Origin of the sequence: Sinorhizobium glycinis, assembly GCF_001651865.1 — a bacterium.
Classification (GTDB): domain Bacteria; phylum Pseudomonadota; class Alphaproteobacteria; order Rhizobiales; family Rhizobiaceae; genus Sinorhizobium; species Sinorhizobium glycinis.
In genome coordinates this window covers 426,374-451,893 of the sequence record NZ_LPUX01000061.1, presented here as the reverse complement: position 1 = coordinate 451,893, position 25,520 = coordinate 426,374, and the positions used below count along the sequence as shown (strand labels likewise).

Annotated in this window: 25 protein-coding genes and 1 pseudogene; 11 read left to right on the top strand and 15 right to left on the bottom strand. The window is 61.0% G+C overall.

Annotated elements, in window-relative coordinates:
* Positions 1 to 6 precede the first annotated feature (6 nt).
* From AU381_RS17655 to AU381_RS17595, 13 genes are all read right to left on the bottom strand, one after another.
* The gene (locus AU381_RS17655) at positions 7 to 570 is read right to left on the bottom strand and encodes a TRAP transporter small permease subunit (RefSeq protein WP_064243030.1); all 564 of its coding nucleotides are present in this window, start codon (positions 568 to 570) and stop codon (positions 7 to 9) included.
* Positions 571 to 625: 55 nt separating this feature from the next.
* Positions 626 to 1,723: a TRAP transporter substrate-binding protein gene (locus AU381_RS17650; RefSeq protein WP_082910123.1), complete on the bottom strand. Its 1,098-nt coding sequence runs from the start codon at positions 1,721 to 1,723 to the stop codon at positions 626 to 628.
* A gap of 386 nt (positions 1,724 to 2,109) precedes the next feature.
* Positions 2,110 to 3,063: a LysR substrate-binding domain-containing protein gene (locus AU381_RS17645; protein ID WP_064243029.1), complete on the bottom strand. Its 954-nt coding sequence runs from the start codon at positions 3,061 to 3,063 to the stop codon at positions 2,110 to 2,112.
* Between the two features lie 46 nt (positions 3,064 to 3,109).
* On the bottom strand, positions 3,110 to 4,726 hold the full coding sequence (locus tag AU381_RS17640) for a ribulokinase (protein WP_064243139.1): 1,617 nt from the start codon (positions 4,724 to 4,726) through the stop codon (positions 3,110 to 3,112).
* 2 nt (positions 4,727 to 4,728) lie between these two features.
* Positions 4,729 to 5,439, bottom strand: a complete 711-nt coding sequence (gene araD, locus AU381_RS17635) for an L-ribulose-5-phosphate 4-epimerase AraD (protein ID WP_064243028.1) — start codon at positions 5,437 to 5,439, stop codon at positions 4,729 to 4,731.
* Between the two features lie 10 nt (positions 5,440 to 5,449).
* The gene (locus AU381_RS17630) at positions 5,450 to 6,424 is read right to left on the bottom strand and encodes an ABC transporter permease (protein ID WP_082910121.1); all 975 of its coding nucleotides are present in this window, start codon (positions 6,422 to 6,424) and stop codon (positions 5,450 to 5,452) included.
* The gene (locus AU381_RS17625) at positions 6,417 to 7,952 is read right to left on the bottom strand and encodes a sugar ABC transporter ATP-binding protein (RefSeq protein ID WP_064243027.1); all 1,536 of its coding nucleotides are present in this window, start codon (positions 7,950 to 7,952) and stop codon (positions 6,417 to 6,419) included. The genes AU381_RS17630 and AU381_RS17625 overlap by 8 nt, the downstream gene beginning before the upstream one ends.
* 48 nt (positions 7,953 to 8,000) lie before the next feature.
* Positions 8,001 to 9,077, bottom strand: coding sequence for a sugar ABC transporter substrate-binding protein (locus AU381_RS17620; protein ID WP_064243026.1), 1,077 nt, complete (start codon positions 9,075 to 9,077; stop codon positions 8,001 to 8,003).
* Positions 9,078 to 9,163: 86 nt separating this feature from the next.
* The gene (locus tag AU381_RS17615; RefSeq protein ID WP_064243025.1) at positions 9,164 to 9,568 is read right to left on the bottom strand and encodes a cupin domain-containing protein; all 405 of its coding nucleotides are present in this window, start codon (positions 9,566 to 9,568) and stop codon (positions 9,164 to 9,166) included.
* Positions 9,565 to 10,035, bottom strand: coding sequence for a cupin domain-containing protein (locus tag AU381_RS17610; RefSeq protein ID WP_064243024.1), 471 nt, complete (start codon positions 10,033 to 10,035; stop codon positions 9,565 to 9,567). The genes AU381_RS17615 and AU381_RS17610 overlap by 4 nt, the downstream gene beginning before the upstream one ends.
* 10 nt (positions 10,036 to 10,045) lie before the next feature.
* On the bottom strand, positions 10,046 to 11,548 hold the full coding sequence (locus AU381_RS17605) for an aminoacyl-histidine dipeptidase (protein WP_064243023.1): 1,503 nt from the start codon (positions 11,546 to 11,548) through the stop codon (positions 10,046 to 10,048).
* A gap of 349 nt (positions 11,549 to 11,897) precedes the next feature.
* Positions 11,898 to 12,746: an SDR family NAD(P)-dependent oxidoreductase gene (locus AU381_RS17600; protein WP_064243022.1), complete on the bottom strand. Its 849-nt coding sequence runs from the start codon at positions 12,744 to 12,746 to the stop codon at positions 11,898 to 11,900.
* A gap of 30 nt (positions 12,747 to 12,776) precedes the next feature.
* Positions 12,777 to 13,475, bottom strand: a complete 699-nt coding sequence (locus AU381_RS17595) for a haloacid dehalogenase type II (RefSeq protein ID WP_244520087.1) — start codon at positions 13,473 to 13,475, stop codon at positions 12,777 to 12,779.
* A gap of 233 nt (positions 13,476 to 13,708) precedes the next feature.
* On the opposite strand from AU381_RS17595, the gene AU381_RS17590 reads away from it, so the two are divergent.
* From AU381_RS17590 to otnC, 11 genes are read left to right on the top strand one after another with little or no spacing between them, the layout of a single operon-like run.
* Entirely contained in the window at positions 13,709 to 14,839 is a 1,131-nt protein-coding gene (locus AU381_RS17590; RefSeq protein WP_064243020.1) for a substrate-binding domain-containing protein, read from the top strand.
* Between the two features lie 49 nt (positions 14,840 to 14,888).
* A complete protein-coding gene (locus AU381_RS17585; RefSeq protein ID WP_082910117.1) occupies positions 14,889 to 16,487 on the top strand; it encodes a sugar ABC transporter ATP-binding protein in 1,599 nt (532 codons plus the stop codon).
* Complete coding sequence (locus AU381_RS17580) at positions 16,477 to 17,457, top strand: ABC transporter permease (protein WP_064243018.1); 981 nt, start codon at positions 16,477 to 16,479, stop codon at positions 17,455 to 17,457. The genes AU381_RS17585 and AU381_RS17580 overlap by 11 nt, the downstream gene beginning before the upstream one ends.
* A gap of 30 nt (positions 17,458 to 17,487) precedes the next feature.
* On the top strand, positions 17,488 to 18,357 hold the full coding sequence (locus tag AU381_RS17575; RefSeq protein ID WP_064243017.1) for an NAD-dependent epimerase/dehydratase family protein: 870 nt from the start codon (positions 17,488 to 17,490) through the stop codon (positions 18,355 to 18,357).
* Between the two features lie 10 nt (positions 18,358 to 18,367).
* Positions 18,368 to 19,078, top strand: a complete 711-nt coding sequence (locus AU381_RS17570) for a GntR family transcriptional regulator (protein ID WP_064243016.1) — start codon at positions 18,368 to 18,370, stop codon at positions 19,076 to 19,078.
* Between the two features lie 12 nt (positions 19,079 to 19,090).
* Positions 19,091 to 20,206 (top strand): isocitrate/isopropylmalate dehydrogenase family protein, encoded by a 1,116-nt coding sequence (locus AU381_RS17565; RefSeq protein ID WP_064243015.1) that lies wholly within the window; start codon positions 19,091 to 19,093, stop codon positions 20,204 to 20,206.
* Positions 20,203 to 20,529 (top strand): putative quinol monooxygenase, encoded by a 327-nt coding sequence (locus AU381_RS17560; protein WP_064243014.1) that lies wholly within the window; start codon positions 20,203 to 20,205, stop codon positions 20,527 to 20,529. Before AU381_RS17565 ends, AU381_RS17560 begins: the two co-directional genes overlap by 4 nt.
* Positions 20,529 to 21,239 (top strand): haloacid dehalogenase type II, encoded by a 711-nt coding sequence (locus AU381_RS17555; RefSeq protein ID WP_064243013.1) that lies wholly within the window; start codon positions 20,529 to 20,531, stop codon positions 21,237 to 21,239. Before AU381_RS17560 ends, AU381_RS17555 begins: the two co-directional genes overlap by 1 nt.
* Positions 21,240 to 21,251: 12 nt before the next feature.
* The gene (locus AU381_RS17550; protein WP_064243012.1) at positions 21,252 to 22,730 is read left to right on the top strand and encodes an aldehyde dehydrogenase; all 1,479 of its coding nucleotides are present in this window, start codon (positions 21,252 to 21,254) and stop codon (positions 22,728 to 22,730) included.
* 4 nt (positions 22,731 to 22,734) lie between these two features.
* Complete coding sequence (gene otnK / locus AU381_RS17545; RefSeq protein WP_064243011.1) at positions 22,735 to 24,009, top strand: 3-oxo-tetronate kinase; 1,275 nt, start codon at positions 22,735 to 22,737, stop codon at positions 24,007 to 24,009.
* Complete coding sequence (gene otnC / locus AU381_RS17540) at positions 24,009 to 24,650, top strand: 3-oxo-tetronate 4-phosphate decarboxylase (RefSeq protein ID WP_064243010.1); 642 nt, start codon at positions 24,009 to 24,011, stop codon at positions 24,648 to 24,650. The genes otnK and otnC overlap by 1 nt, the downstream gene beginning before the upstream one ends.
* A 146-nt stretch (positions 24,651 to 24,796) precedes the next feature.
* Here the strand turns inward: otnC and AU381_RS17535 are convergent, their stop codons facing one another.
* Both AU381_RS17535 and AU381_RS28730 read right to left on the bottom strand, forming a co-directional pair.
* Complete coding sequence (locus AU381_RS17535) at positions 24,797 to 25,381, bottom strand: adenylate kinase (RefSeq protein WP_082910116.1); 585 nt, start codon at positions 25,379 to 25,381, stop codon at positions 24,797 to 24,799.
* Between the two features lie 2 nt (positions 25,382 to 25,383).
* Positions 25,384 to 25,509 (bottom strand): annotated as a pseudogene (locus AU381_RS28730) (aldehyde dehydrogenase family protein); the annotation flags it as partial.
* Positions 25,510 to 25,520: the final 11 nt, after the last annotated feature.

Below are 25,520 nucleotides of genomic sequence, written 5' to 3'. Positions count from 1 at the left end.
GACCCCTCAGATCTCGATCTTTTCGTGAGTCTCGAACGCCCGCCCGGTGGTCACTGCGAACAGTGACTTGAGCAGTTCCGAAATTCCCTGGAAAAAGAGAAGAACCGCGGTCAGTGGGATGACGCCTCGCAGCGGCCAGATAACTGGCATCCATAGACTCAGGGTGGATTTCTCGTTGATTTCGTATGAGTAGAGGAAGTCGTCCAGCGACATATAGAAGATGATGGCCATCACCGGAAGAAACAGGGCGACATAGCAGACGGCGTCGATCGCGCCCTTCTTTCTATCGCTGAAGCTTTCCCAGAATATGTCGGTTCTCACATGTGCGCCCTTCAGCAGGGCGTATGATGACCCGAGCATGAACATCGCGCCATATGACATCACTGTCGCGTCAGCTGCCCAGATCGTCGGAGACGAAAATAGATAGCGCGAGACGACTTCCACTGTGTTGGACAGGACCAACGGCATAGTGAGGACAGCGACGAGAAGCACGAACTTCTCGGTGAAGCCATCGATGATTTTGATCGCCCTGAGTGCCGCGGGCGAGAATGGGGGTGCAGGTTTGCTCACGAATTATCTCCAGGCAATCGAGAAGAAGGCGCGGCTTAGCCGCGCCTTGTAAATCCTACTTAGCTTCGGGCCAGTAATGGTCCGCACCGAGGTTGTAGGGAGCCTGGATTAGCCGCTTTGCGGGGACGACTTTCGACGCGTAGTCGCGTTGGGAGTCATATACCTTCTTGAAGAAGGCGTTGTTCTCGCTTTCCTTCTTCGCGATTTCGTCCCAAGAGGCGAGAATGTTCTGTAGAACGTCGTCTGGCGTACGGTGAACGGTCACGCCGTCTTCGTTGCGCATCTTGTCAAGCGCATCGGCGTCGAGCTTGCCTTTCCGGATATGCGACCTCAGGGTCGCTTCGCTCGCGGCAGCCTGCATGATAGCCTGGAGATCCGGAGCCAGCGAGTTCCAGATGTCACCATTCACAAGGAAATCGACGATCGTCGCGGGATTGTGTGTCGACATCGGATAGAAATGTTTCCAGATCGTCTGGAACCCGATGCCCATATCTTCTGCCGGGCCGACGAATTCAGCGCATTCAATTACACCTCGCTCACCTGCCGGGACGATCTCGCCGCCGGGCATGTTCACCGTAGACATACCCGAGGAGGCGAAAACTTCAGCTGTCACGCCAGTCTGGCGGCATTTGCGGCCTTTAAGGTCCGCCCAACTCTCAACCGGGCGTGCAAACCATCCCAGCGCCTGATTTGCGCTCGTGACGGACGGAATTACTTCGATGTTGGTCTTCAGCTCTACGCGATAGTAGTCGCGGTAAAGCTCAATACCGCCTCCTTCGTAAAGCCAGCCGACGTAGTCGAGGATGTCCATGCCGAACGGCCCCCCGGCAGCGTCGCCGAAGAGTGTTCCTGCCCTATGTTTGCCGACCCAATAAGCGACAGTGGAATGGCCGCCATCGATCACGTTTTTGTTGACCGCGTCCAGCACCTCGAATGCAGGGACGATCGTGCCCGCGGGCATGAATTCGATTTTCAGCCTGCCGCCCGAGAGTTCTTCGACGCGCTTCGCCCACGTCTCCGCGGACATGTAGATCGTGCTGGATGCCGGATATGCCGATTGAAAGCGTAGCGTTCTCGTCTCGGCCTGAGCCGAAGTGGTCATTGCGACGATCAACGCGGCAATGCCACCGCAAATAAGCGATCCAATTCTCATAGAATCCTCCCTCTAGCGCTCCTTCCGCCCTCCTCGGCTTCTTGAGCTTTGATGGTATGACCTCATACCATTATCCAAAGAAACAGGTAGCCTCACGGCTGTCAAGAACTTCGTTGAGAGGAGCCGCCAAGGCCCTTGCGCAGGAGCACTCGCTCCGCGTGGATTTTCTCGACGATCTGAATAGGCTTTGATCTGAATATGGCTTCGCCCCGGAACGTTAATCGAGCGAATTCAAACCAGAATGCAGATGATTGTGGACCAGCTCGAGGGTAGAACCCCCCTGCGCAACGAAATCCTGCCGCACAAGTTCATCATAAGAAACAGCGCGGCGCGGCCGAAAACTGCCAGCTAGAACGCGAGGGCGGCGACAGGCGGAGATTCGGATGTCAAAGCCCGAAGGGACGCTCTTGGTGACGATCACCAACTGCTCGTGAACCCATCTCGAGAGCCGCGGCGTCCTCGAGCCAAGCCCTCTCGAGCCACTGCTTGAAGGCGCTCACCTTTTGCGACCTCAGCCGCGACCTGACATAAGTGAGCGTGTGGCAACGCAGATTGGGTCCGGTCATTCCGAACGGAAGGACGAGGTTCCCCCTCTCGACGTCGCGCTGCAGCAACCGATAGCTTTCCAAGCAGACGCCGCGACCCTCGACCGCTGTGGCGATCGACATGAACGCGTCGCGGAAACGCGATCCCCGGTTCAGATCGATCTCGAGACCGTGATCCTTCGCCCATTGACGCCAGCTATAGAGGGTTTGCTCCGACTTGATGAGCGTATGGCCGACGAGGTCCGAAGGCCGCCGTATCGGCCTCTCCCCGTTCGCGACCTCGGGAGCGCACGCGACCACGATCGTCTCGAGGGGAAACTCCTCGGTCGCGATGGAGCCGAGACGGGGCACGCTGCCGTAGCAAATGTCGACGTCCACGGAACCGTCGCTCAGTTTGGTTGGCTCCGATGAGGAAATCAGCCGGATTTCGAGCGAGGGATGGAGCGACTCGAATTGCGGAAGTCGGGGCATCAGCCATAGCGACGCCAGGCTCGGAGCGCAGCCGACGCTCAGGACGTCGACGCTGTTTCGCCTGGAAACTTCGTCGGTGGCGCGCTCGATCAACGACAGCGCTTCGGACAAGTCACGGTGATACCGTTCGCCGATCTCGGTGAGGGTGACGTTCCGCCCGATGCGGTGAAAGAGCTTTTCTCCGAGGTCCTCTTCCATCAGCCTGATCTGATGGCTGACGGCCGACGGCGTAAGCTGCAGCTGGGCCGCGGCCTCCAGGAAAGAACCCCTCCTCCCCGCCGCAACGAAGGACAGGATGGCCCGGATGGACGGAATCGACGTCATGGCGCCTGCGATCCCTTAAAGCGGGCCTTGTCGAAACGCGGCCGGTTCATAGCGAAGCGACTTTCCGAGGCACGCGGTGGCCGACGTCGGACCGTACGGCCTCTCCGGCCGCGATGCGCTTGATGTCTCCGAGAACCTGTGAGAAATCGCCCAGACTCGACGTGCCGAAGCCCATGTAGACCTGTTTGTAGAGCTGGTAGAGCATCTCATACCGGGAACGCGTCGACGGATCGGGGTCGAATTTCTTGAAACCCACGCACATCGCCGCCTGCGCGGCCTCTATGGTGGCGTGGTCCTTCGACGCGAGGCTAGCGAAGATGCCCGACCCAAGGCCGGTGGGAAGGCCGTCAGGAACTAAGATTGGCTTCCCCAGGACGTTCGCATAAATCTGATTGAGCACGGGGTTCTTCTGGGGAACGCCGCCGCCATTAATCACTCTGTTCACAGGGACGCCATGCTGTTCCATACGCTCCAATATGATTCGCGTGTGAAACGCCGTTCCCTCGATCGCCGCATAAAGTTCGTCCTGTGCGGTGTGGCCGAGGTGCCAACCAATGGTCATGCCGCCAAGATCGGAACGCACCAGCACGGTTCGATCCCCGTTGTCCCACGAGAAGCGCATCAGCCCTGTCTTGCCGCCCTCGATCGTCTCCAGGCCTTCGGACAATTTCGAGACCGTGGTGGAGGCCCGGCGGGCGATCGCGTCGAAAATGTCGCCGGTCGCCGAGAGACCCGCCTCGACTCCCACGAGACCGGGATGGGCACTCCCCGGCACAACGCCGCAGACGCCCGGAATTAACTTGACGCGCTCGCTCACCGCGATGATGCATGTGGACGTGCCGATAACGTTCACCACATCGCCCAGTCGACAACCCGCTCCGATTGCGTCCCAGTGCGCGTCGAAGGCTCCCACCGGGACCGGGATGCCCTCCTGCAAACCGAGCTTCGCGGCCCACTCTGAGCTGAGACCCCCAGCAACCTTGGCGGAGGTCTGGTACGTGCCTCCGATTTTCTCCCTGACGCCATCGAAGAGCGGATCGACACGCGAGAGGAAAGCTTGCGAGGGCAAACCGCCCCACTTCGGGTTCCACATCCACTTGTGCCCCATCGCGCAGACGCTGCGGACGACCGCGGAGCTGTCGGTCACCCCGGTGAGCACTGCCGCCGCCATGTCGCAATGCTCGAGCGCGGTGCCGAAGCGGCCCCGGAGGTTTGGATTGTGCCGGAGCCAATGAAGGAGCTTGGCGAAACCCCACTCGTGGGAATAGGTGCCGCCACACCACTCGATCGCCTCGAGATGGGTCTCGTGCGCCATGGCGGTGATCTCCTCCGCCTCGGACTTCGCCCGGTGGTCACACCAGAGGTAATAGTCGCTCAAAGGATTGAGGTTCCTGTCGACCGGGATCACGGAAGAACCTGTCGTATCCACTGCTATGGCCCGTACGGCCTTTGGATCGACGCCGCACTCCTTGATCGCCCGCTCCATGGCGAGCACGAGGCCGTCCATGTGGTCGGCGTGCGCCTGTGTCGCCAGATCGGGGTCGGACCGCGTCCGTCGAAGAGGGTATTCGGCTATCGCCGTGCCAAGCGGCCCGGTCAGAGTGTCCGCCAAGGTCACCCGAACGCTCAAAGTTCCGAAATCAACGCCAGCTACTATCGACATCGTCATACCTGTTTTGATCGCTCGGTCTGTCCGTAGGTCGCCGAGCTACCGTGCTTTCGTTGAAAGTGCCGATCGAGCAGAGCCGTCGAAATTTCGGGGCTCTCCAAGCTGATCTGGCGCGAATGGAGCGCGATCTTGGCCACCGCCTCGAGCATCTCGGCGTTGTGGACCGCGTCGGCCGCGTCCTTGCCCCAGCAGAAGGGGCCATGGTCGTTGACGAGAGCGGCAGGAATCGACAGCGGGTCGCGGTTCCCGAGCGCCTCGGCGATCACCCTGCCAGTGTTTCGCACGTAGTCGTCTCGGATTTCGCAGTCAGTCAGCTGACGCGTCACCGGGATGGTTCCGTTGAAGTAGTCGGCGTGAGTCGTGCCCATCACCGGGATCGGCTGACCGGACTGCGCCCAAGCTGTCGCGAAGTACGAGTGCGTATGGACTACCGCGCCGATCGTCGGGAAGCTCTTGTAGAGCTCGATGTGCGTGTCGAGGTCGCTAGAAGGGCGCAAGTCACCGTCTACAACGCGGCCGTCGAGATCGGTGATGACGATGTCGCCCGTTTCCATGGCCTTGTATGAGACGCCGCTGGGTTTGATGGCGACCACTCCATTGGCGCGATCGATGGCGCTCACGTTGCCGAAGGTCGAGATGACGAGGCCGCTCTCGTAGAGTTTGAAGTTCGCGTCCAGGACGGCTTGACGCAGTGCTGAGTGCTTCACGGTCGCCCCCTCACGTCTTGCGGCTGCGGTTGAAGCGGTCGGCGGTGACGGCGACAAGAATGATGGTGCCGATGACGACCTGGTGCCAGAACGTGTTCACATTGAGCAGATTGAGCCCGTTGCGAACCACCGCCATAAGCACCGCGCCTACAACGGTTCCGAACAGCGTGGCCCTGCCGCCCGACAGTCCGGTTCCACCGATCACCACCGCGGCGATGACGTCCAGCTCATAGCCTTGCCCGGCTTCCGGCATCGCGGACTCAAGTCGCGAGGTCAGCATGATCCCGGCGAAGGCGGACAACACTCCGGCCAACACATAGACCGCGATCTTGACCTTGTCGGTCGGGATACCGACGAGACGGGCGGCGTCGGGATTGCTACCGATGGACAGCACGAAGCGGCCGAAACGGGTGTAGTAAAGAAGATAGAAGGCGGCTGCGAACACGATGACGGTTAGGACCACCGGAACCGGGACCCCGGCCAAATAACTCTGGCCGATCATTCGGAACGCCGGATCGGATGCGCCAGTGATCGGTATGCCTTGCGTGTAAACCATCACGACGCCGCGGCTGACCACCATTATGGCCATCGTGGCTATGAAGTCCGTGATACCGATTTTCGTGATAAGAAGTCCGTTGATGACTCCTATGAACGCGCCCAGAGCGAGACCCGCGAGGCAGGCTACGGGCACCGAATATCCGAGAACCAGGAGGTTCGCGGTAACGAGTCCGGTAAGCGCAAGCGTGGAGCCGACCGACAGGTCGATGCCGCGCATCCCGATGACGAACGTCGCGCCGAACGCGATGACGGCGATCGGCACCGCCTGCCTCAACACGTCCGTCAGGTTCCCGACCGTGAAGAACCGCGGGGCCGCCAAGCCAAGCGCGATGAGCAACACGACGAATGCTATATAGACACCCGCGTTGCCGCTGGCGAGGCCAAACTTGAAGGCGTGCCGTGGACGCGTGACTGCAACTTCAGCCATTGATTCCTCCCACTGGATGAAGGGTTTCCGGAGGCCTCACCGAATGGAGCGCCAACGTCTCTTCCTTGGATGTGGCGGCATCGACCACCGTTGTGATTTTGCCTTCGAACATCACCGCGACGCGGTGGCAAAGGCCGAGCAACTCGGCATTGTCGGCCGACACCACGATGACGGTGCACCCGTCCTGGGCGGCGGCCTGAACCAAGGCGTAGACCTCGGATTTGGCGCGGACGTCGACGCCTCGCGTCGGCTCCTCGAGCAGGAGCACCTTGGGTTGGGTGAGCAGCCAACGAGCCAGCATGACCTTCTGTTGGTTGCCACCGCTGAGAGAGCTGATCTCCGCCTGCGGCCCGTCGCACTTCACGCCGAGTTTCGAGATGTAGCTCGCCGCGACTTCCTTCTCCTTGGAGGGCCGCAGGGTGATCTTCCCGAGGACGCCCAAGTTGGCGATCGATAGATTCCATCCGACTGAATGCTCGGGGAAGATGCCCTCGACCTTCCGTTCGGCGGGCAGAAATGCGAAGCGCTCTCTGATGGCGTCGGTGATGTCCGTCAGCTGGACATCCTTGCCGTCGACCTTCACGGTACCGCGTTCATAAGCCCGCTGGCCGAACAGGGCTCGGAGAAGCGCGCTCTTGCCCGAGCCCTCCAGGCCAGCGATCCCAAAAATCTCTCCCTTCGCAAGCGAAAAGGAGATGTCGTCGAAAGCTCCCGCTCTCGACAGGCCGCGCACTTCCACCGAGGGATCGGACCTCGGAGGGACGCGGGGAGGAAACTGTTTGGAAAGGGCACCGCCGATCATCGCGGCGACGACTTTGTCGACGTCGAGGTCGGCGACCGGAAGGTCGGCCACCGTGCGGCCGTCGCGAAGCACCATTACGCGGCTGCAGATGCCGAGCAGTTCCTTGATCCGGTGCGAAACGTAGATGATGGCCTTTCCGGCAGCCTGCAGACGCTTGATGATGGCGAAAAGCTGTCTGCGTTCGACCTCCTCGAGCGCCTCGGTCGGCTCGTCCATGATGATGATGTCGGCGTTGCTGTTCAGCGCCTTGGCGATCTCGATCATCTGGCGGTCGGAAAGGCTCAGTTCCCGGACCGGACGGTCGATGGCGACCTCCACGCCAAGCTCTTTGGAAAGAAGCCGGCGCGCTTCCCTGCGCATCTGCCCGTGGCTCAGCGGGGCGAGCGAGAAGCCGCTGCGCCGCAACTCGCGTCCCGCGAAAATGTTCTCGGCCGAGTCGAAGTCGGGGAACAGGCTGAGTTCCTGGTAGATGATCGCAATGCCGGCGTCGGCTCCGGCCTTCGGGCTGTCGAGCTCAATTTCCTTTCCTCGGACGGCGATCGTGCCGCCGTCGCGTGAATAAGCGCCCGCGAGAATTTTCATCAGCGTGGATTTGCCGGCGCCGTTTTCACCGACCAAGCCCAAGACTTCGCCGCCGTTGAGCGCCAGGTCGATTCCCTGCAGAGCGACCATGTTGCCGAAGCGCTTGCCTATGCCCTTCATTTCGAGAAGCGGACTGTTGGCCATTTAAATCTCCTCCGGGTGCGCGGCCCTCCGGAGAGGGCCGCAACGTCCTCACATCTTCTGCTGGGGGACGTAGTCGTAGTCGGTCTGGTCGAACGTCTTGATGTTCTTGGCGTCGTAGACCTTGGGGGCGACGAAGATCTTCTTCGGAAGGGGATTTCCCTTCATCAGGAACTCGTCGACGGCGCGCACGACGTTGCGCCCCTCTTCCTTGGCTCCGGTGTCGACCGTCGCGGAGAAGTCGCCCGTCAGGATGGCGGCGTTCGCCTCCTTCATGTTCTCATAGCCGACGATGGCGACCTTCCCGTTCAGACCCTTGGCCTTAAGGGCCTGCAGTCCACCGAGAGCCATCTCGTCATAGAGCGCGACAAGGACTTCGATGTCCGGGTTCGCGGTGAACATGTTCTCGGTCACCGAGAGACCTTGTGCGCGGACCCAGCCGGCGGGCTGCTGAGCAACGATCTTGAAGTTCGGATGCTTCGAGATGATCTCGTTGAAGCCCTTCATACGCTGGCTGGTGTGCGGACCCGGCAGGCCTTCGAGGATGCCGATCTTGACGTCCTTGTCGCCATAAGTGTCCACGAGCCACTGGGCCTGCGCGCGGCCGCCGTCCGACTGGTCGTAGCCGATGTCGCTGACGTAGTACGGGTTGTCCGCGACCGGAGAGTTGAACAGAAACACCGGAATGCCGGCTTCCGTGGCGCGACGGATCGACGGCAACAGAGCGCCTTCGTTGTAGAGAGCGACCGCGATCGCGTCGACGCCGTCGTTGATCCAGGCTTCCATGGCCCTGATCTGGTCGTCGGTAGCCGACTGGCTGCTTGGGGCCTGGACGAGAAGTTCGATGGCTTCCGCACCGCCGCGCTTGTCGATCTCTTCCTTCACACCAGCCAGGACGCGCTGATAGTAGGTGTCCATCGCCGTTGGCAGGAAGCCGAGCTTGAGAGGACGGTTGTCCTTCTTTACTGGCTTCATCTCTTGCCCGGTCTGCTCTATGTCCTTGTTCATCAGAATGCCGGGAAACACGGCGTTGTAGTCCGGCTCAGCGGCGAGCGCGGGCTGGAAGCCGACAGAAGCGGCGAACGCGACCGCTGCGCAGAGCAATGTACGTCGTTTGAAAGTCGTCACGAGGTCCTCCCTTGTTGTGACAAGACACACTCCTCCCGTCCCCAGGATCGCCCCGAGGAGGAATTCTTCGAAGTTTGATCGAAGGCTCAGAGGCCAGGCGCTATGGTGAAAACCATGCGGATGGGACTGGAGCCGTAGTTCAGGCACTGGTAGCTGACGCCCGCGGGCAGGAAGAACACCTCCCCGTCCCGGATGTGGAACGTCTCGTCGCCGTCCGCGACATAAAAAGTTGCCGGGCCTTTCAACACGTAGAAGACAGCGTCGCCATCGTGACTGTTGGGCTCGCTCGCCCTTGGACCGACACCGCCCACGGGGATGACGATCTCGCCGACATGCATGTAGTCGTTGGAGATGCAGAGCTCCATGAGGACCGGATGGTCCTGGCCGAAGATCAGGTTCAAACGGTTTTCCTTCGCAACCTTCACCAGGTCGCCCTTCGAACGCGCCTCAGCGCCGACAACGGGGTACTTGCCGAGTTTCTCCAGGCTCATTCCGAGACCCTCCTTTCGGATTTGAAGAGACGCGTCACGCCGAAATATCCAGTCGGCGGCCCCTTCTCGTCCCAGATGCGCGGCGCGATGCAGAACAGGATCACGGCCGCCTTGTCGGTGAAATTGTATCCGCGGTGCGGGACGCCCATGGGGATCAGGATCGAGTCCCCAGGCCCCATTCGCTCGGTATGGCCCGTCTCCGGATTGAGAAGATGCACCTCGCCCTCGAGGACGTAGTAAACCTCGTCTCCGGCGTGGATGTCGGCGGGATCGAAGTTGCTGCCTGGAGCGAGCTGATAGATGCCCGTCGTCATCTTGTCCGTGCTTGCCAGCAGGTAGTTCAAGTCGCTCGAGTACGGCTTGTTGCCGGTATAGATGAACATCTTGAACTTGTCCGCCGTCAGGTGGTGCGGCTTCTTTTCCCCTGGCGGGAACGGGAAGTTGCCGAAGTATGCAGGTATGGTCATCGGGAGAGCCTCAGGTCCTGAGTTCCGAAAGAAGCGCCTTGAGCAGACGCCAAGTGGAGTCGACGGTGGTGTGGTTCAAACGCTCGCGCGTAGTGTGGACGTCGAAGGCCTCCGGTCCGATCGAAAGCATGTCGATGTCCGGTACCTTCTTGCGGAAAAGGCCGAGCTCGAGGCTCGAATGCGAGACCTCCACATGTGGCTGCTCGCCGAATTCCTTTTCGTAGGCGGCGCGGCCGGCATTCAGCATCCGCGAGTTTGGATTGTAGGGCCATTCCGGGCAATCGGCGAAAGTCTCGACGGTCGCGTCGTTGCCGACCACTTCGGCGAGCTCGCGGATTTTGTCGACGATGTTGTAGCGACGTGAGCTGACGGCGCTCGGCACTGTGGACACGATTTCGATGCGTTCCTGATCGTTAGAGATCAGCGCGACGGTGTTCGAGCTCTCGACCAGATTGTCGACGGCAAGACTCCGGCTCTGCACGCCGTTCGGCAGAAGGTTCAAAGCGGAGACCATTGCCTTCGCGACCGGGGGCGCGAACACCGAGCGGGCGTGGCTGTCGGTTTCGGTCAGGGTGACTTTCAGACCCGGGTCGCTCACGGAGTACTCCGCGGCGATTGCCTTGCCTTCGTTCTCGATGGCGGCCTTCAACGCGTCGAACCGCGACGGATCGAAAGAAATCACAGCTTCGGCTTCGCCGGGAATGACGTAGCGGTTTACGCCGCCATTCACACCGATCACGCCGATGTCGGTTTCCTTCGACGCCAAGCGGAGCAGACGGCCGAGCAGCACGACCGCGTTGCCGCGCTCGAGGTGGATGTCGAACTCAGAGTGACCGCTGCTGAGTCCGGAAATGCGGAGCAGCGCCGCCTTCTGTCCGGCCGCGCGGTCGGTCCACTTGAGCGGAATCTGGAATTTGGCGGAAATGTCTCCCGCGCATCCGGCGAACAGCGACTTGGGATCGTGCCAGTTCATGTCGAGCAGGCGCTTGCCAGTCAGCTTGGAACCGTCAAAATGCTGGGCACCGCCTTTCCCAACTTCTTCCTGCACCGTCAGGACGACCTCGAGCGGCGGATGCGGGATGTCATCGGAGGCGAGCAGCGACATTGCGAGCGCCACGCCCACAGTGTTGTCCGCGCCGAGGGTCGTTCCGGTTCCGTGGATGAAGTCGCCGTCGATGCGCAGCTTGATCCCCTCGTTGACGAAGTCATGCTCGACGCCCTCGTCGCTCTCGCAGACGATGTCTGTGTGGCCGTGGAGGATCAGGGTCGGCGCGTTTTCATAACCAGGCGTGCCGGGTTTTTTGATGAGCAGGTTCCAGATATCGTCCTGGTAGACTTCGAAGCCCCTGGCGCGAGCGAAGGCTGCGATGTGATCGCTGACCTGCTTCTCGTTGTAGGAACCTCTCGGGATGGCGCTCAGCTCTTCGAAGAAACCGAAGAAGATGGCAGGCTCCAGCCCAGCCAGAACAGAACTACTTTGAGGGTGCGAAACTTTGTTGGCAGACACGCTCATCTACTTCTCCTCCCATGATGTCAAACGGCAATACCTCCTCGTCCGCGGAAGCCAGCCCGCGACAACAATACTTGGATGTAGTGCTCTTTACTCTATAATCGCCTCGGGGCAACTCCATCGCGACCCTCGGCACGATGAAACATCTTACCTTCCGTGCGACATTTCAAACGCATTATTTGTCGAAATAGGTGAGAAAAATTCATCTCAATTTCGTCACCGTGACGCGACGTCCCGTTTGACTAGAACCCACACCAATACCACTTGCGCCGTGGGCCGATTGAAGCGCCCGACCCTTGGGGCACGCTCGTGACCGTCGCCTTGTCGGACTCCTCCGTCTTCCGATCCTCAATCACTCCGCCAGCCAGCGGGCGAAGTCGTCCTTGTAGTCGGGGTGCCAGCGCGAGAGCGCGGGCCTGTTGCGCACCATGTCTTCCGCCGCCCAACGGATGCGTTTGGCGTCCAAGGCCGGGGTCACGGCGTTGTCCGGGCAGATGATGTAGAAGTCGCCGTTTCGGAAGCGCTCGATGAAAAGCTCGATCACTTGCTCGGCGGTCCATGGTTCGTCGGGCTTGCTGCCGGGCGCGAAATCCGAACCGGGGAAGTTCATGGGAGTCCAAGTATAGCCAGGCACCAGAAGGTGCGCCGAGACCCGGCCGAGCGTCACCTTGCGAAGCTCGTGGGACAGCTGCTCGGTGAGTACTTTGATACCCGCCTTGCTGACCGAGTAGGCCGCGTTGCCAGGAGGTGTCGTGATTCCTTCCTTCGACCCAAGGTTCACGACTGCCGAGGGAAGCGACTGCTCGATCATGCCCGGCACGAACAGATGCTGCGCGGTCACCACGGCAAAAAAGTTGACTTCGAGCTGCCGCCTCCAGAGCGCCGGATCGTCCCACGGCCCTGCACCCTTCGTGATCCCCGCGTTATTGACCAGAAGCGCGACGTCTTCAAAACGGTCCCGCGTCTCATCCCTTAGCCGCTGCAGGTCCGAGGCGTTCGAAACGTCGCCTACGACGACCACGTGATCGGCACTCAAGGTTGACGCAAAGGCCTTCAAGGCGTCTTCGTCGTTGTCGAAGAGCGCCAGACGCATCCCCTCCGCGGCGACACGACGGGCCATCGCCGCCCCGAGTCCCTTGGCCGCACCCGTTATGACGGCGACCCGTCCGGCGGCGATGATCTCGTTGGCTGTATCGTTCATCAATGATCCTTTCGTTCTTGCGTTGTTCGCTCAGCAGCCGAGCGCCTGGGCGACCGCGACGAGGTCATTGCCGACAACATCCCAGTCGCTATCCGCCTGCAAGTCGGTTTTCTGACCCGGTCCGTGTTCCGTGGCCCGCGTGATGAAGACTGTCTTGAGCCCCGCGCGCCGGGCGGCGGCGAGGTCGTAGTTGTGGGCCGCCACCATCGCCACCTGCCCCGGCTCGAGACCCGCCTTGCGTGCCGAGCCGATGTAAGTCGCGAGCTGGGGCTTGTAGGTCCGCGTCACCTCAGCCCCGAGCATCATGTCCCACGGCAGCCCGGCGAACCTGGCCAGGTTTGTCATGCCGCCGATGTCGCCGTTGGAGATTGGGGCCAGCTTGTATTTCGACTTCAGTCTCGTCAGACCCTCGATTGAATCCGGCCAGGGATCGAGCCGCTCCCAAGCCTTGTTGATTTCTTCAAGTTCCTCCATGGGGAGAGCCGCGACGTCGAGCCCGACCTCCGCGAGGGCGGCCACAAGGTTCTCAAGGTTCAACTCGTTCAAAGGCACCCAAGGCCGCTTTCCCGACCTCACCGATTCCATTGCTGGCTCGTAAAGTGCTCGCCATCGGTCGGCGAATTCCGCCGGAGGAATTACGATGTGGCGGGCCTCGAGAAAAGGCGCGACCGCCCGCGCGACACCGGACCTCCAGTCGACCACTGTGCCGAACACGTCGAAGCCCAACATTTTCACTTCGCTGAAATCTCGCTCCATGGCTTCACACCCTCGTTCGTCGCTATCCCGCCTCCGTAGCCGGAGAAACAGCGAGCATTGTTGAGTTCCCCTCCGTTGAACGACGACCGCCGTTCACTCACCCGCCAAAACGCCCTCCCACAAATTCTGTTGACATCGACAAGCAATACATTAACGTATTCATTATCGAATGCAACATCACGCATTTCGATTTCGGGAGGATTGATATGAGCATTGAAATTTCAACGTCGATTCGCAGTCTCATGATGGTCGCCGCTGTGGCGCTGAGCGCGCCTTTCGCGCCGAACGCCTACGCAATCGACGTCACCCAGCAGATCAAGGAAATCGAGAATAGTCCCGCGGATGGCCCGAACGGCGAGAAGGCGGTCCTGGCGAGCGACCTCAAGCTGACGCCCGAAGAGATCGAGCAGATCAAGGCCAAGAACGCGACGGCCGCGATCGTCATGCACTATACGGCGTCGGATTGGGCCAAAGCCCAGATGGCGGGTCAGAAGAAGGCTCTCGACGAACTCGGCATCAAGATCATCGCGACCACCGACGCCGGCTACAAGGCCGAACAGCAGGTGGCCGACATCGAGAGCGTGATGGCGCTAAAACCCGACATCATCATCTCTGTCCCCGCGGAGCAGTCTGCGACGGCCGCGGCCTACAAGAAAGCCGCCGCCGCGGGGATCAAGATAGTGTTCCTCGACCAGGCGGCCGCCGGAATGAAACCGGGTACCGACTATGTGAGTCTCGTGTCCTCCGACAACCGGGGCATGGGCAAGGTCGCGGCGCTCCTCATGGCCAAAGCCCTCAACGGCAAGGGTGAGATCGCTCTTATCCCGCACGCTTCCGACCTGTTCGCGACCAAAGAGCGCGTGGTGGGCTTCAAGGAAGCAATCGCCGCGTTCCCCGACATCAAGGTGGTGGACGAAAGCGGCGTCGGCGGCCCCGACTTCGCTGGCGAATCCGAGCGCATCGCCTCCGCGATGCTGACGGGCCATCCCACCCTCAACGGCCTATGGGCTGTGTGGGACGTCCCAACCGAGGGCGTGCTCGCCGCGGCGCGCGCCGCCGGAGCATCCACAGATCTCGTGATCACCACCTGCGACCTCGGCGTCAACATCTCCCTCGACATGGCCAAGAACGGCTACGTCAAGGGGACGGGTTCGCAGCGGCCGTTCGGCGCGGGCTATGCAGAAGGCATCCTGGCGGGCTACGCCCTGCTTGGGAAGGAAGCGCCTCCCTATGTCGTCCTCCCCGCGCTCGCGGTGACGCGCGACAATCTCATCGACGCTTGGCCCCAGTCGAACGGCGACCAGGCTCCCGACATCCTTGTGAAGGCGATGAACTGATCCAAAAGGAGTGGACGGCCGTTCGGCCGTCCACTTTGGAGGCGAGCCCATGACACAGCCCATGCAAACGCCGATCACGGACCCGCGAGATGTCGCCGCGGTGAAAATGACCGACATCAAGAAATCCTACGGCGGCGTCCACGCACTCAAGGGCGTGAGCCTGACGATCCGCCCTGGCACGATCCACGCCCTGATTGGTGAAAATGGCGCGGGCAAATCCACGCTGCTCAAAATCTTGCAGGGGGTGGTAATTCCCACGGAAGGTTCGATAGAGGTCTTCGGCGAGCATCTGACGGCAGTCTCTCCGGAGAACTCCCGCAGGCTTGGAATCGGGATGATCTTCCAGGACCTGAGCCTCATCCCCACGCTGACGATCGCGCAGAACATCTTCCTGAACCGCGAACCCCGCCGCATGTCCCTGTTAGTCGATGAGCGGCGGGAAGTCGAGGACGCGGCCAAGATCATCGGCGAACTGAACCTGAACGTCGATCCGAGGACGCGCGTCTTGGAGTTGAGCCCCGGGCAGGCGCAGCTTACCGAGATCGCGAAAGCCATCTCCCAGAAGGCGCGCGTCCTCATCCTCGACGAGCCGACGTCGGCATTGAGCGCGCAGGAGGTCGACATCCTTTTCAAGATGCTGCGCAAATTGACCGCGGACGGCACTGCGATCGTCTACGTCTCCCACCGCATGACCGAGATCATGACGATCGCGGACGAGATCACCATCCTGCGCGACGGACAGAACGTCACGTCGGGCAACATCGCGGATTTCACGCTCGATACCATCGTCCAGAACATGGTCGGAAAGCGGGTGACGGGATTCGAGTACAAACCCCACGAGATCGACCGCGGCACCCAGCCCGCGCTGAAGGTGCGTTCCCTCTCGGGCAAGCACGGGAAGCCGAATGACGTCTCATTCGATCTCTACAGAGGCGAGGTTCTCGGTATCGCCGGGCTCATGGGGGCCGGACGGACCGAACTGGCGCGGGTGCTGTTCGGAGTCGATGCCAAGGCCGACGGCACGGTCGAACTCGACGGCAAGGTTCTCGAGTTTCGGTCGCCCGCCGAAGCCATCGAAGCCGGTATCGTGCTCGTGCCGGAAAGCCGTCATGACCAGGGTCTTGTCATCGAACATACCGTCGGACACAACCTCAGCCTTCCGCAATTGGCCCAACTCGCCAGCGGCCCGTTCCTCGATCGGCGGAGGGAGCATGATCTCTCCTCGGAATTGATCTCGCGCTTGCGCATCAAGACCCCGGACGCCGATAACAAGGTCCGTAACCTTTCGGGCGGAAACCAACAGAAGATCGTCATCGCCAAGTGGCTTGCGACCGACCCATCCGTCGTCATCCTCGACGAGCCGACTGCGGGCGTCGACATCGGCTCCAAAGCGGAGATCGTCGAGTTGATCAGGAGCATCGCGAGCGGCGGAAAATCCGTGATCGTGATCTCGTCGGAGCCCGCCGAGCTGTTGGCGACCAGCGACCGGATACTGGTGCTCAGCAACGGTCGCCTCGCGCGGGAGATCAGCCGATCGGAGATCGACGCCTGGGCAACCACGGAGGGCGACGAATCGCAGTCGAGCATGATCCGCGTGGAACTCGGCCTTCAGGTCGCCATCCAGAAGGCTAGCCAAAATGTCCATTGAAACAACCATCGTGAAAGCGGAGCCGCTCATGGCCACTTCATCGAAGCCTTGGTACGGCAACTGGCGCGACTACGTCGTCTATATTGGCTTCGTGGCGATTTTCATTGTCTTCGCCATCCTGCTCCATGATCGCGGGTTCCTGTCTCCGAACAACCTGCTGAATGTCCTGCGCCAGACGGCGATCATCGCCATCATGGCTATGGCCATGTCCTTCGTGCTCTCGGCGGGCGAAATCGATCTTTCGGTCGGCGCGATCGCGGGCCTCACCTCGGTGGTCGCGGGCATGGTCCTGATGCAATATGGCCTTGTGTTCGGCATCGTCGCGGGACTCTGCCTCGGACTTGTCGTTGGAGCCTTCAACGGAGCGCTGACGGCCTACCTAAACATACCCTCGTTCCTGGTCACGCTCGGAATGATGGGCATCGCCAGAGGTGTCGGCATGTGGGTGAGCGGCACCTCCCCCGTCCCCGTGATCGACGACACCTTCACCTACGCTTTTGGCTCCGGGAACATCGGACCCATCCCGGTCCTCGTGATCTGGGTCATCGTTCTCGGCACCGTCGCGCATCTCGCGATCCGCAAGACCCCCTTCGGCCGCAAGGTCATGGCCGCGGGCGGCAATCCCGTCGCCGCACTTTACAGCGGCGTCAATGTGAGGCGCGTGAAGTTCCAGGTGCTGATGATCACGGGCGTGGCTGCGGCCATCGCGGGGATGCTCTACGCTGGCCGACTGCAGTCCGGCCGCTTCCAGCTCGGCGAAGGCGATGAGCTCTCGGTGATCGCGGCCGTCGTGCTGGGCGGCACCAGCCTCTTCGGAGGACGGGGGACGGTCGTCGGCTCAATCGTGGGCGCGCTCCTCATCGGCATCATTAACAACGGACTCATCCTCGGCGGCCTGGAATACAGCCAGCAGCTGATAGCCCGCGGGATGCTCATCATACTCGCCGTCGCCATCGGGCGCGGACGCTGAGATTTAAAGCAATTGGCAAGGAGAATGCACATGAGAGTTCTGGTCACTGGTGGAAGCGGCAAGTTGGGTCGCGCTACGATAAAGGACCTTCTCGAAAACGGACATGACGTCATCAATGCCGATACTGTCGAGCCTACGGACGCCCTCTGCCCGTTCGTGAAAGTCGATTTCGAGGATATGAAGGCGACGCTTGAAGCGATCACTGGCTACGATTGGGATCACAACCGCAAGACCGAAGCCGTGGTGCATCTCGCGGCGATTCCGATGCCTGGCCGGGTGCCACCGGCCGACGTCTTCCGGATCAACACAATGTCGACCTATAACGTCTTCGAGTCGTGCAGACTTCTCGGCATCAAGAACGTGGTCTGGGCCTCTAGCGAGACCCTGCTTGGGATCCCATACACCATCAAGCCGGATTATTTCCCCGCCGACGAGGAATACGAGTCCCGCCCCGAGACCTCATACTCGCTCTCGAAACACCTCGGTGAGGAGATGGCGAAGCAATACTGCCGTTGGGACAAGGACCTTAAGATCGTCTGCCTGCGCTTCTCGAACGTGATGGACGAAAGCGAGTATGCGGCCTTCCCTGATTTCGAGAACGATCCCGGCAGCCGCCGCTTCAACCTGTGGACCTACATCGACTCGCGCGACGGCGCACAGGCGATCCGCAAATCGTTGGAATGGGACGCCAAGGGGGCCGAGGTGTTCATCATCGCCAACGAAGACGGCGTGATGACCACTCCCAACAAAAACCTGGTCGAACGCTTCTATCCCGGCGTGCCGTTCAAGCGGGAGATCGGCCCGAACGAGACGTTGCTCTCTATTGAAAAGGCGAAATCTGTGCTGGGTTATAAACCGGAGCACGGCTGGCGTCGGTACGTCAGCTCGATGCGGTACTGAGGTGGACGAAATGGCCGCTGAGAAGGCGATCGAAGTGAGCGCAGAGATCAAGGACGAGGTCGCTGCCAAGACGATGACTGCTACGGCTCATCTGAAAATCCGTCAGCTGATCCTGGATAACAAATGGCCGCCGGGGTACCAGGCGACCGAGCAGGAGGTGGCGTCCATGTTGGGAATGAGCCGCACCCCGGTCCGGGAGGCATTGATGCGCCTCCAGCAGGACGGCCTGGTCTCCGTCGTCCCCCGGCACGGCATGCGTGTCCTGCCCATCTCGCCGTCGGACATGAAGGAAATCTACGACATCCTGACATCCCTCGAAAGCACCGCCGCCGAGCTGGCCGCGGCGCGCCACCTGACCGAGGAACAGCTCAAGGGCTTGGAGCGCGCGACGGCCGACATGGACAAGGCGCTCGAACGCGACGATCTCGACAGGTGGGCGCAAGCGGACGCCCGGTTCCACGAGCAACTACTCGAACTGAGCGGCAACAAGATGCTCAAGTCGGTGGTGCTCAACTTCATCGACCGCGCCCATCGCGTCCGGATGCTGACCCTCAAGATGCGGCCGAAACCCGTGAACTCCACGCGCGACCACGCGGAGCTCGTCAACGCCATACGAGCTGGCGACGTCGAGAAGGCGGGCACCATTCATCGCGAGCACAGGCGGCGCGCCGGCCGCGAGCTCTTGGACCTCCTCGAGCGCCTCGGCCTCAACCATCTCTGATTGGATCGAAAAATGACTATGAAGAATGACACGCTAACGATCGCCGTGCTTCCAGGCGACGGCATCGGCAGGGAAGTCATGCCCGCATGCCTGGAGCTCGTGAACGCCGCCACTACAATGGCTGGCGCTCCCGCCCTCGCGTTCGAAACCCACAACGCGGGTGCGCAGTACTATGCCGAAAGCGGCGACGCCCTTCCTGCCTCGACGCTCGAGGCCTGCCGTAAGTCAGACGCGATTCTGTTCGGGGCGATGGGCTGGCCCGACATCCGCTTCCCCGACGGTACGGAAATCATTCCGCAGCTCGACCTGCGCATGGAGCTTGGTCTCTTCGCCGGCGTTCGGCCAATCCGCTGGTTTCCGGGATTGCCTCGGGTCCTGACCGATCCCCGGGCCGAGCAGATCGACTTCGTATTGGTGCGCGAGCAGACCGAAGGGTTGTTCTACGCCCGCGGGCGGGGGGAAATCCGGAACGACGAAGAAGCCTACGACACCATGCAGATCACGCGGTCGGGAACGGAGCGCGTGACCGAGTTCGCCTTCGACATCGCGCGGCAGCGCAAGCGCCGCGGCAAGCCGGGCAACGTCACCTGCGTTGACAAGGCGAACGTCTTCCAGTCGATGGCTTTCTTCCGCAAGGTGTTCGACGAAGTGGCCGACCGCCATTCAGATCTCACAAAGGATCATGCCTATGTCGACGCTCTGGCCCTCAACATGGTCAAGAAGCCCTGGACCTTCGATGTACTCGTAACCGAGAACATGTTCGGCGACATCCTCTCCGATCTCGCCGCGGGACTGATCGGCGGCATGGGCATGGCTCCTTCGGCCGACATCGGTGACAAACACGGGCTGTTCCAGCCCGCGCATGGCACGGCACCGGACATTGCAGGCAAGGGCTGCGCGAATCCCAGCGCCATGTTCCTTTCGGCTGCGATGATGCTCGATTGGCTGGCGGCGAAGTTCGGCCAACCGACACTCGCGGACGCTGCTCGCCTCATGGAAGGCGCGGTGGAGCACACGCTCTCGACCAAGCTGGCAATCCCCATGGAGTACGGCGGCAACGCGAACTGCGCCGAGATGACCCGCTCGGTTATCTCCTCGCTCTCCGCGGCCCGAAAGGAGGTCGCATGACCCGACCGCAGACCGATGGCTATGTCGTCGTGGTGGAATTCCTCGTCCGCGGCGATTTCCTGAACCAATTCCGCGAGGCGATGGTGGAGAATGCCGCGACATCCCTGCGCGACGAGCCTGGCTGCTCAGTGTTCGACGTCTGCCAGGACTCCGAACAGCCCGAACGCATCCATCTGTACGAGGTTTACGGGAGCCGGGCGGATTTCGACTTCCATCTCAAGTCGGCGCACTTTCTTAGCTTCAACGAAGCCAGCCAACCATGGGTGCTTGAGAAGAAGGTTCAGACCTTTGAGCGCATCGCGGCAGCGAGCGGGGGCCATTGATGGCGGACAGTATCAAAGCGATCGTCTTCGACACGTTCGGCACGGTCGTTGACTGGCGTGGCTCTATCATTTCGGACCTCACGTCCTGGGGCGTGGAGCAAGGTCTGAACGTCGACTGGGCCGATGTGGTCGACCGCTGGCGCGACCGCTATAATCCGCAGAAATCCCGGGTCCGCTCGGGAGAGCTGCCTTGGACGAACCTCGACGAGCTGCACTTCGACGCGTTGAAGTCTGTATTCGAGGAGATGGGCCTGCCGCTTCTCGACGAGGCGCGGATGATGCACATCAACAAGGTCTGGCACCGTCTGAACGGCTGGCCGGACGCTTCTCGTGGGCTTCACCGCCTCAAGGCGAAGTTCATCATCGGCCCGCTGTCGAACGCGAACGTCGCGATCCTGGTGAACATGGCCAAGCATGCGGACCTCCCGTGGGACAACGTGTTCTCGTGCGAGCTTTTCCAACACTACAAGCCCGACCCCGAAACCTATCTAGGGGTTTGCAAACTGCTCTACCTCGAACCGTCCGCGGTGATGATGTGCGCCGCCCACAATTACGACCTCGCGGCCGCGCGCGCGCTTGGCCTCAGAACCGCCTTCATCGCGCGCCCCAACGAATACGGTCCGGGTCAGATCACGGACCTCGAGGCGGAGCAAGATTGGGACTACGTCGCCAACGACCTCGAAGACCTGGCGCTCCGGCTTGGCTGCTAAAGGGAAATGGAAATGCAAACCTACAAGATGTTGATCGACGGCCAGTGGGTCGACGCGGCGCTCGGCGAGACGTTCGAGACCCGCAATCCCTATACTGGGGACGTCTGGGCAGCCATACCAAAGGGAACAAAGGAAGACGCTGAACGGGCGGTCGAGGCGGCGCATAAGGCTTTCACCGGCGGGCCTTGGCCCAAGCTCACCGCGAGCGACCGTGGCCACCTCCTCCGCCGCCTGGGCGACTTGATCGCGGAGAACGCCGAGCGCCTCGCCCGCATCGAGGTGACGGACAACGGCAAACTCATCAACGAGATGCTGTTCCAGCTCAAGTATATCCCGCAGTGGTACTATTACTTCGGCGGCTTGGCGGACAAGATCGAGGGCGCGGTCATCCCTATCGACAAGCCCGAGACCTTCAACTACACCCGCAACGAGCCGCTGGGCGTCTGTGTCGGCATCACGCCCTGGAACTCCCCTCTCTTGCTTCTCTCCTACAAGTTGGCTCCCGCTCTCGCGGCGGGAAACACCTTCGTCGCAAAGCCCTCGGAGTTCACGTCGGCCTCGACGCTGGAATTTGCCAAGCTCGTTGAGCAGGCCGGATTCCCCCCGGGCGTCTTCAATGTCGTCACGGGCTTCGGGGCCGACGTGGGCGAGACGCTGACGACCCATAAACACGTCGCGAAGATCGCGTTCACCGGAAGCGAAGGCACGGGGCGCAAGATCGGAGAGTTGGCCGCCCGGAACTTCAAGAAGGTCACGCTCGAGTTGGGCGGAAAGAGCCCGCACATCGTCTTCGCGGACGCCGAGATAGACAATGCCGTCAACGGCGTCATTTCGGGCATCTTCGCCGCCACCGGCCAGACCTGCATCGCGGGCTCGCGCCTCCTCGTCGAAAGCAAAATCCATGATCAAGTTCTGGAGAAAGTCATAGCGCTCGCTAAGACGGCCCGGATGGGAGATCCGCTCTCGACCTCGACGCAGGTCGGTCCGGTTACGACGCCCCCCCAACTCGAGAAAATCCTGAGCTACATCGACATCGCCAAGGGCGAAGGCGCGGAGTGCCTCCTCGGCGGCGCACGCCCGTCCAATCCCGAGCTCGGCAATGGCTGGTTCGTGGAGCCCACGATTTTCGCCGGCGTCCGGAATTCTATGCGCATCGCGCAGGAGGAAGTCTTCGGTCCTGTCCTCGCCGTCATTCCGTTCGATACCGAGGAAGAGGCGATTCAGATCGCGAACGACACGAATTACGGTTTGGCCGCGGGCTTTTGGACTCAGGACATGCGTCGCATGCTGCGGGTCTCGGCTGCCGTCCAGGCGGGCACGGTTTGGGTCAACACCTACCGGACCATCAGCTACATGTCACCGCTCGGTGGCTACAAACACTCGGGCATCGGCCGGGAGAACGGCATGGCGTCCATTCAGAACTACCTGCAGACCAAGAGCGTCATGGTCTCCACAGCCGAGAGTGTCGCCAACCCGTTCATCATGAGGTGATGGGATGGCGAAGAATCGTAAGCTGCTGATCGGCTGCGTGGCGGACGACTTTACCGGAGCGACCGACGTCGCGGGCATTTTCGCCAAAAGCGGAATGAAGACCACGGTGCTCATCGACGTTCCCGATGAGGGACTTGAAATCGATGCTGACGCGATCGTGGTGGCTCTCAAGACGAGGACCATCGATCCTTCCGACGCCGTCGCGCAATCCCTCGCGGCCTTGCGCTGGCTTCAACATCGGGGAGCGGCGAAGTTCTACTTCAAATACTGCTCCACATTCGACTCCACCGAGCGGGGCAACATCGGTCCGGTATTGGACGCGATGCTCGCTGAGCTGGGGGGCGACTTCACGACCGCTTGCCCGGCGTTCCCGGCGAACGCCCGCACTATTTACAAGAGCAATCTCTTCGTCGGCGACATCCCGCTCAGCGAATCCGGCATGAAGAACCATCCGCTCACTCCGATGACGGATTCGAACCTGGTGCGGGTTCTCGCGCCGCAGACCTCGCAGAAAGTCGCTGGGTGTTATCACGAGACGGTCAAGCAAGGCGTCGACGCGGTGCGTGCCTGGGTGTCGAAGGCGCGCGCGAGCGGATACGGGGTTGCGGTCCTCGACGCCATGGAAGACGCCGACCTTGAGGTTATCGCCGCCGCGTTCGACGACGCGCCCCTCCTCACAGGCGCTTCCGGTCTCGCATATGGACTTGCGAGGACGATGTTCGAAGGTGGTGCGGCGGCGGCGCGGGAGCCGGAACCCTCAACCCTCCCGGGAGGCTCCCGCGCCGTGATCTCCGGAAGCTGCTCTACCGCGACCAATGGCCAGGTGGAAAAGATGCTGCAGGACCATGAGGGCTTTCGCATTGACGTCGAGCAACTCGCCACAGGCCAAGACGTCGTCAAGGAAGCGCTCGATTGGGCCAAGGGCCGACTTGGGCAAAAGCCCGTCCTATTCTACGCCACGGCTGCGCCCGACCAGGTGAAGGCGAACCAGGTGAAATTCGGGGTGGCTGAGGCAGGGACCATGGTCGAAGGTGCACTGTCCAAGATCGCCAAGCAACTCATCGATAGGGGCGTCTCCGAGTTGATCGTAGCGGGTGGCGAAACGTCGGGTGCCGTCGTGAAATCTCTTGGGATCAAACAACTGGATATTGGAAACGAGATCGCACCCGGAGTTCCGTGGGTCAGCTCACCGACGGCGGCAGGCCGAATTTCGCTTGCGCTGAAGTCGGGGAACTTTGGGGCGCCCGACTTCTTCGTCCAAGCCTGGGACAAACTCTGATGGCTGCACTGTCCGAGGAAACCAGGACCCGCGACGATATCGTGCGGGCCGGAAAATCGATTTTCGACCGCGGCCTGACATTCGGTTCGACTGGCAACATAAGCGTGAAGATGTCGGATGGACGGATGTTGATGACGCCCACGAATGCTTCGCTCGGAAGCCTCGTGCCTGAACGACTTTCGCTCTTCTCCGCGGAGGGCGTTCACCTCGGCGGAGACAAGCCCACCAAAGAGGCCTTCCTTCACCGCTGCATGTATTGCGCGCGGCCGCACGGCAAGGCCGTTGTCCACCTCCACTCAACATACTCGGTGGCGGTCAGTATACTGAAAGACGTCGATGAAAAGGATGTGCTGCCTCCCCTGACCGCCTATTACGTGATGCGGGTCGGCACCCTGCCATTAGTGCCCTACTTCCGTCCCGGAGACGAGAAGCTGGCCACGGCGGTACAGGAGGCCGCCGCGACAAGCAACGCCGTCCTCATGGCGAACCACGGACCCGTCGTGGCTGGGAGGTCGCTTGAGGAGGCGCAGTACGCGACTGAGGAACTGGAGGAAACCGCGAAACTGTTCCTGATGCTTCATGGCCGGGAACTGAGACCGTTGAGTCCGGCTCAGCGCGAAGAACTCACCAAGTTCATTTAGATACTCGGGCGTTGAGGGCGGCTTATCGGCGCGTTGAGGACATTTCCTTTTGGGAAGGCGGCGCATTACCTGTAGGGTCTGGATTTATCGCATGATTTCCATCTCAATCGGCTTAGCGTTCTGAATTGACCATGATTGGGCCTTGACTACGGCTGCAAAAAGTCGCGGATCTGAGTCGCAACGCGTTCGATGTCTTCCGATGCATCGACGCGACGAAGAAGTCCGTTTTGCTCGTAGAATGGTGACAATGCCGCCGTCGCACGCGCAAACTCTTCAATTCGTTTCTTCAGGACCTCTGGGCTGTCATCCGTACGTGGCTGCGCGCCTGCGGAGCGCGTCTGTTCGGCTCTTTTGGCAATTCGCTCTTCGAGAAGGCGTATAGGAATATCGAACAGGATAACGTGATCGAGCGGAACCTGCATGCTCTCGAGCAGCTGTTCTAGTGCACCTGCCTGTGCAATTGTTCGGGGAAATCCGTCCAGAATGAACCCTTGGCCAGGCTCCTTATCGGTTAGCCGCTCCTCCACCAGGCCGACAACTACTTCGTCTGGAACAAGTCTTCCCTCATCGACCGCCATTTTCGCTGTCCGGCCAAGCGGGCTCTGGGCTTTGATCGCATCGCGCAGGAGATCACCAGTGGAGATGTGCAGGAGATCATAATCCCGCACGAGTCGCTCGGCCTGCGTACCTTTACCCGCACCGGGAGGCCCTAGAAGAACGAGGTTCACCATCCTCAAATCCCCATGCAGATGTATTTGATTTCCAGGTAATCATCCACGCCGTACTTCGCCCCTTCGCGGCCGTTGCCACTTTCTTTCATACCTCCGAACGGCGCGACTTCCGTTGAAATGAGACCCTCGCTCGGCATCG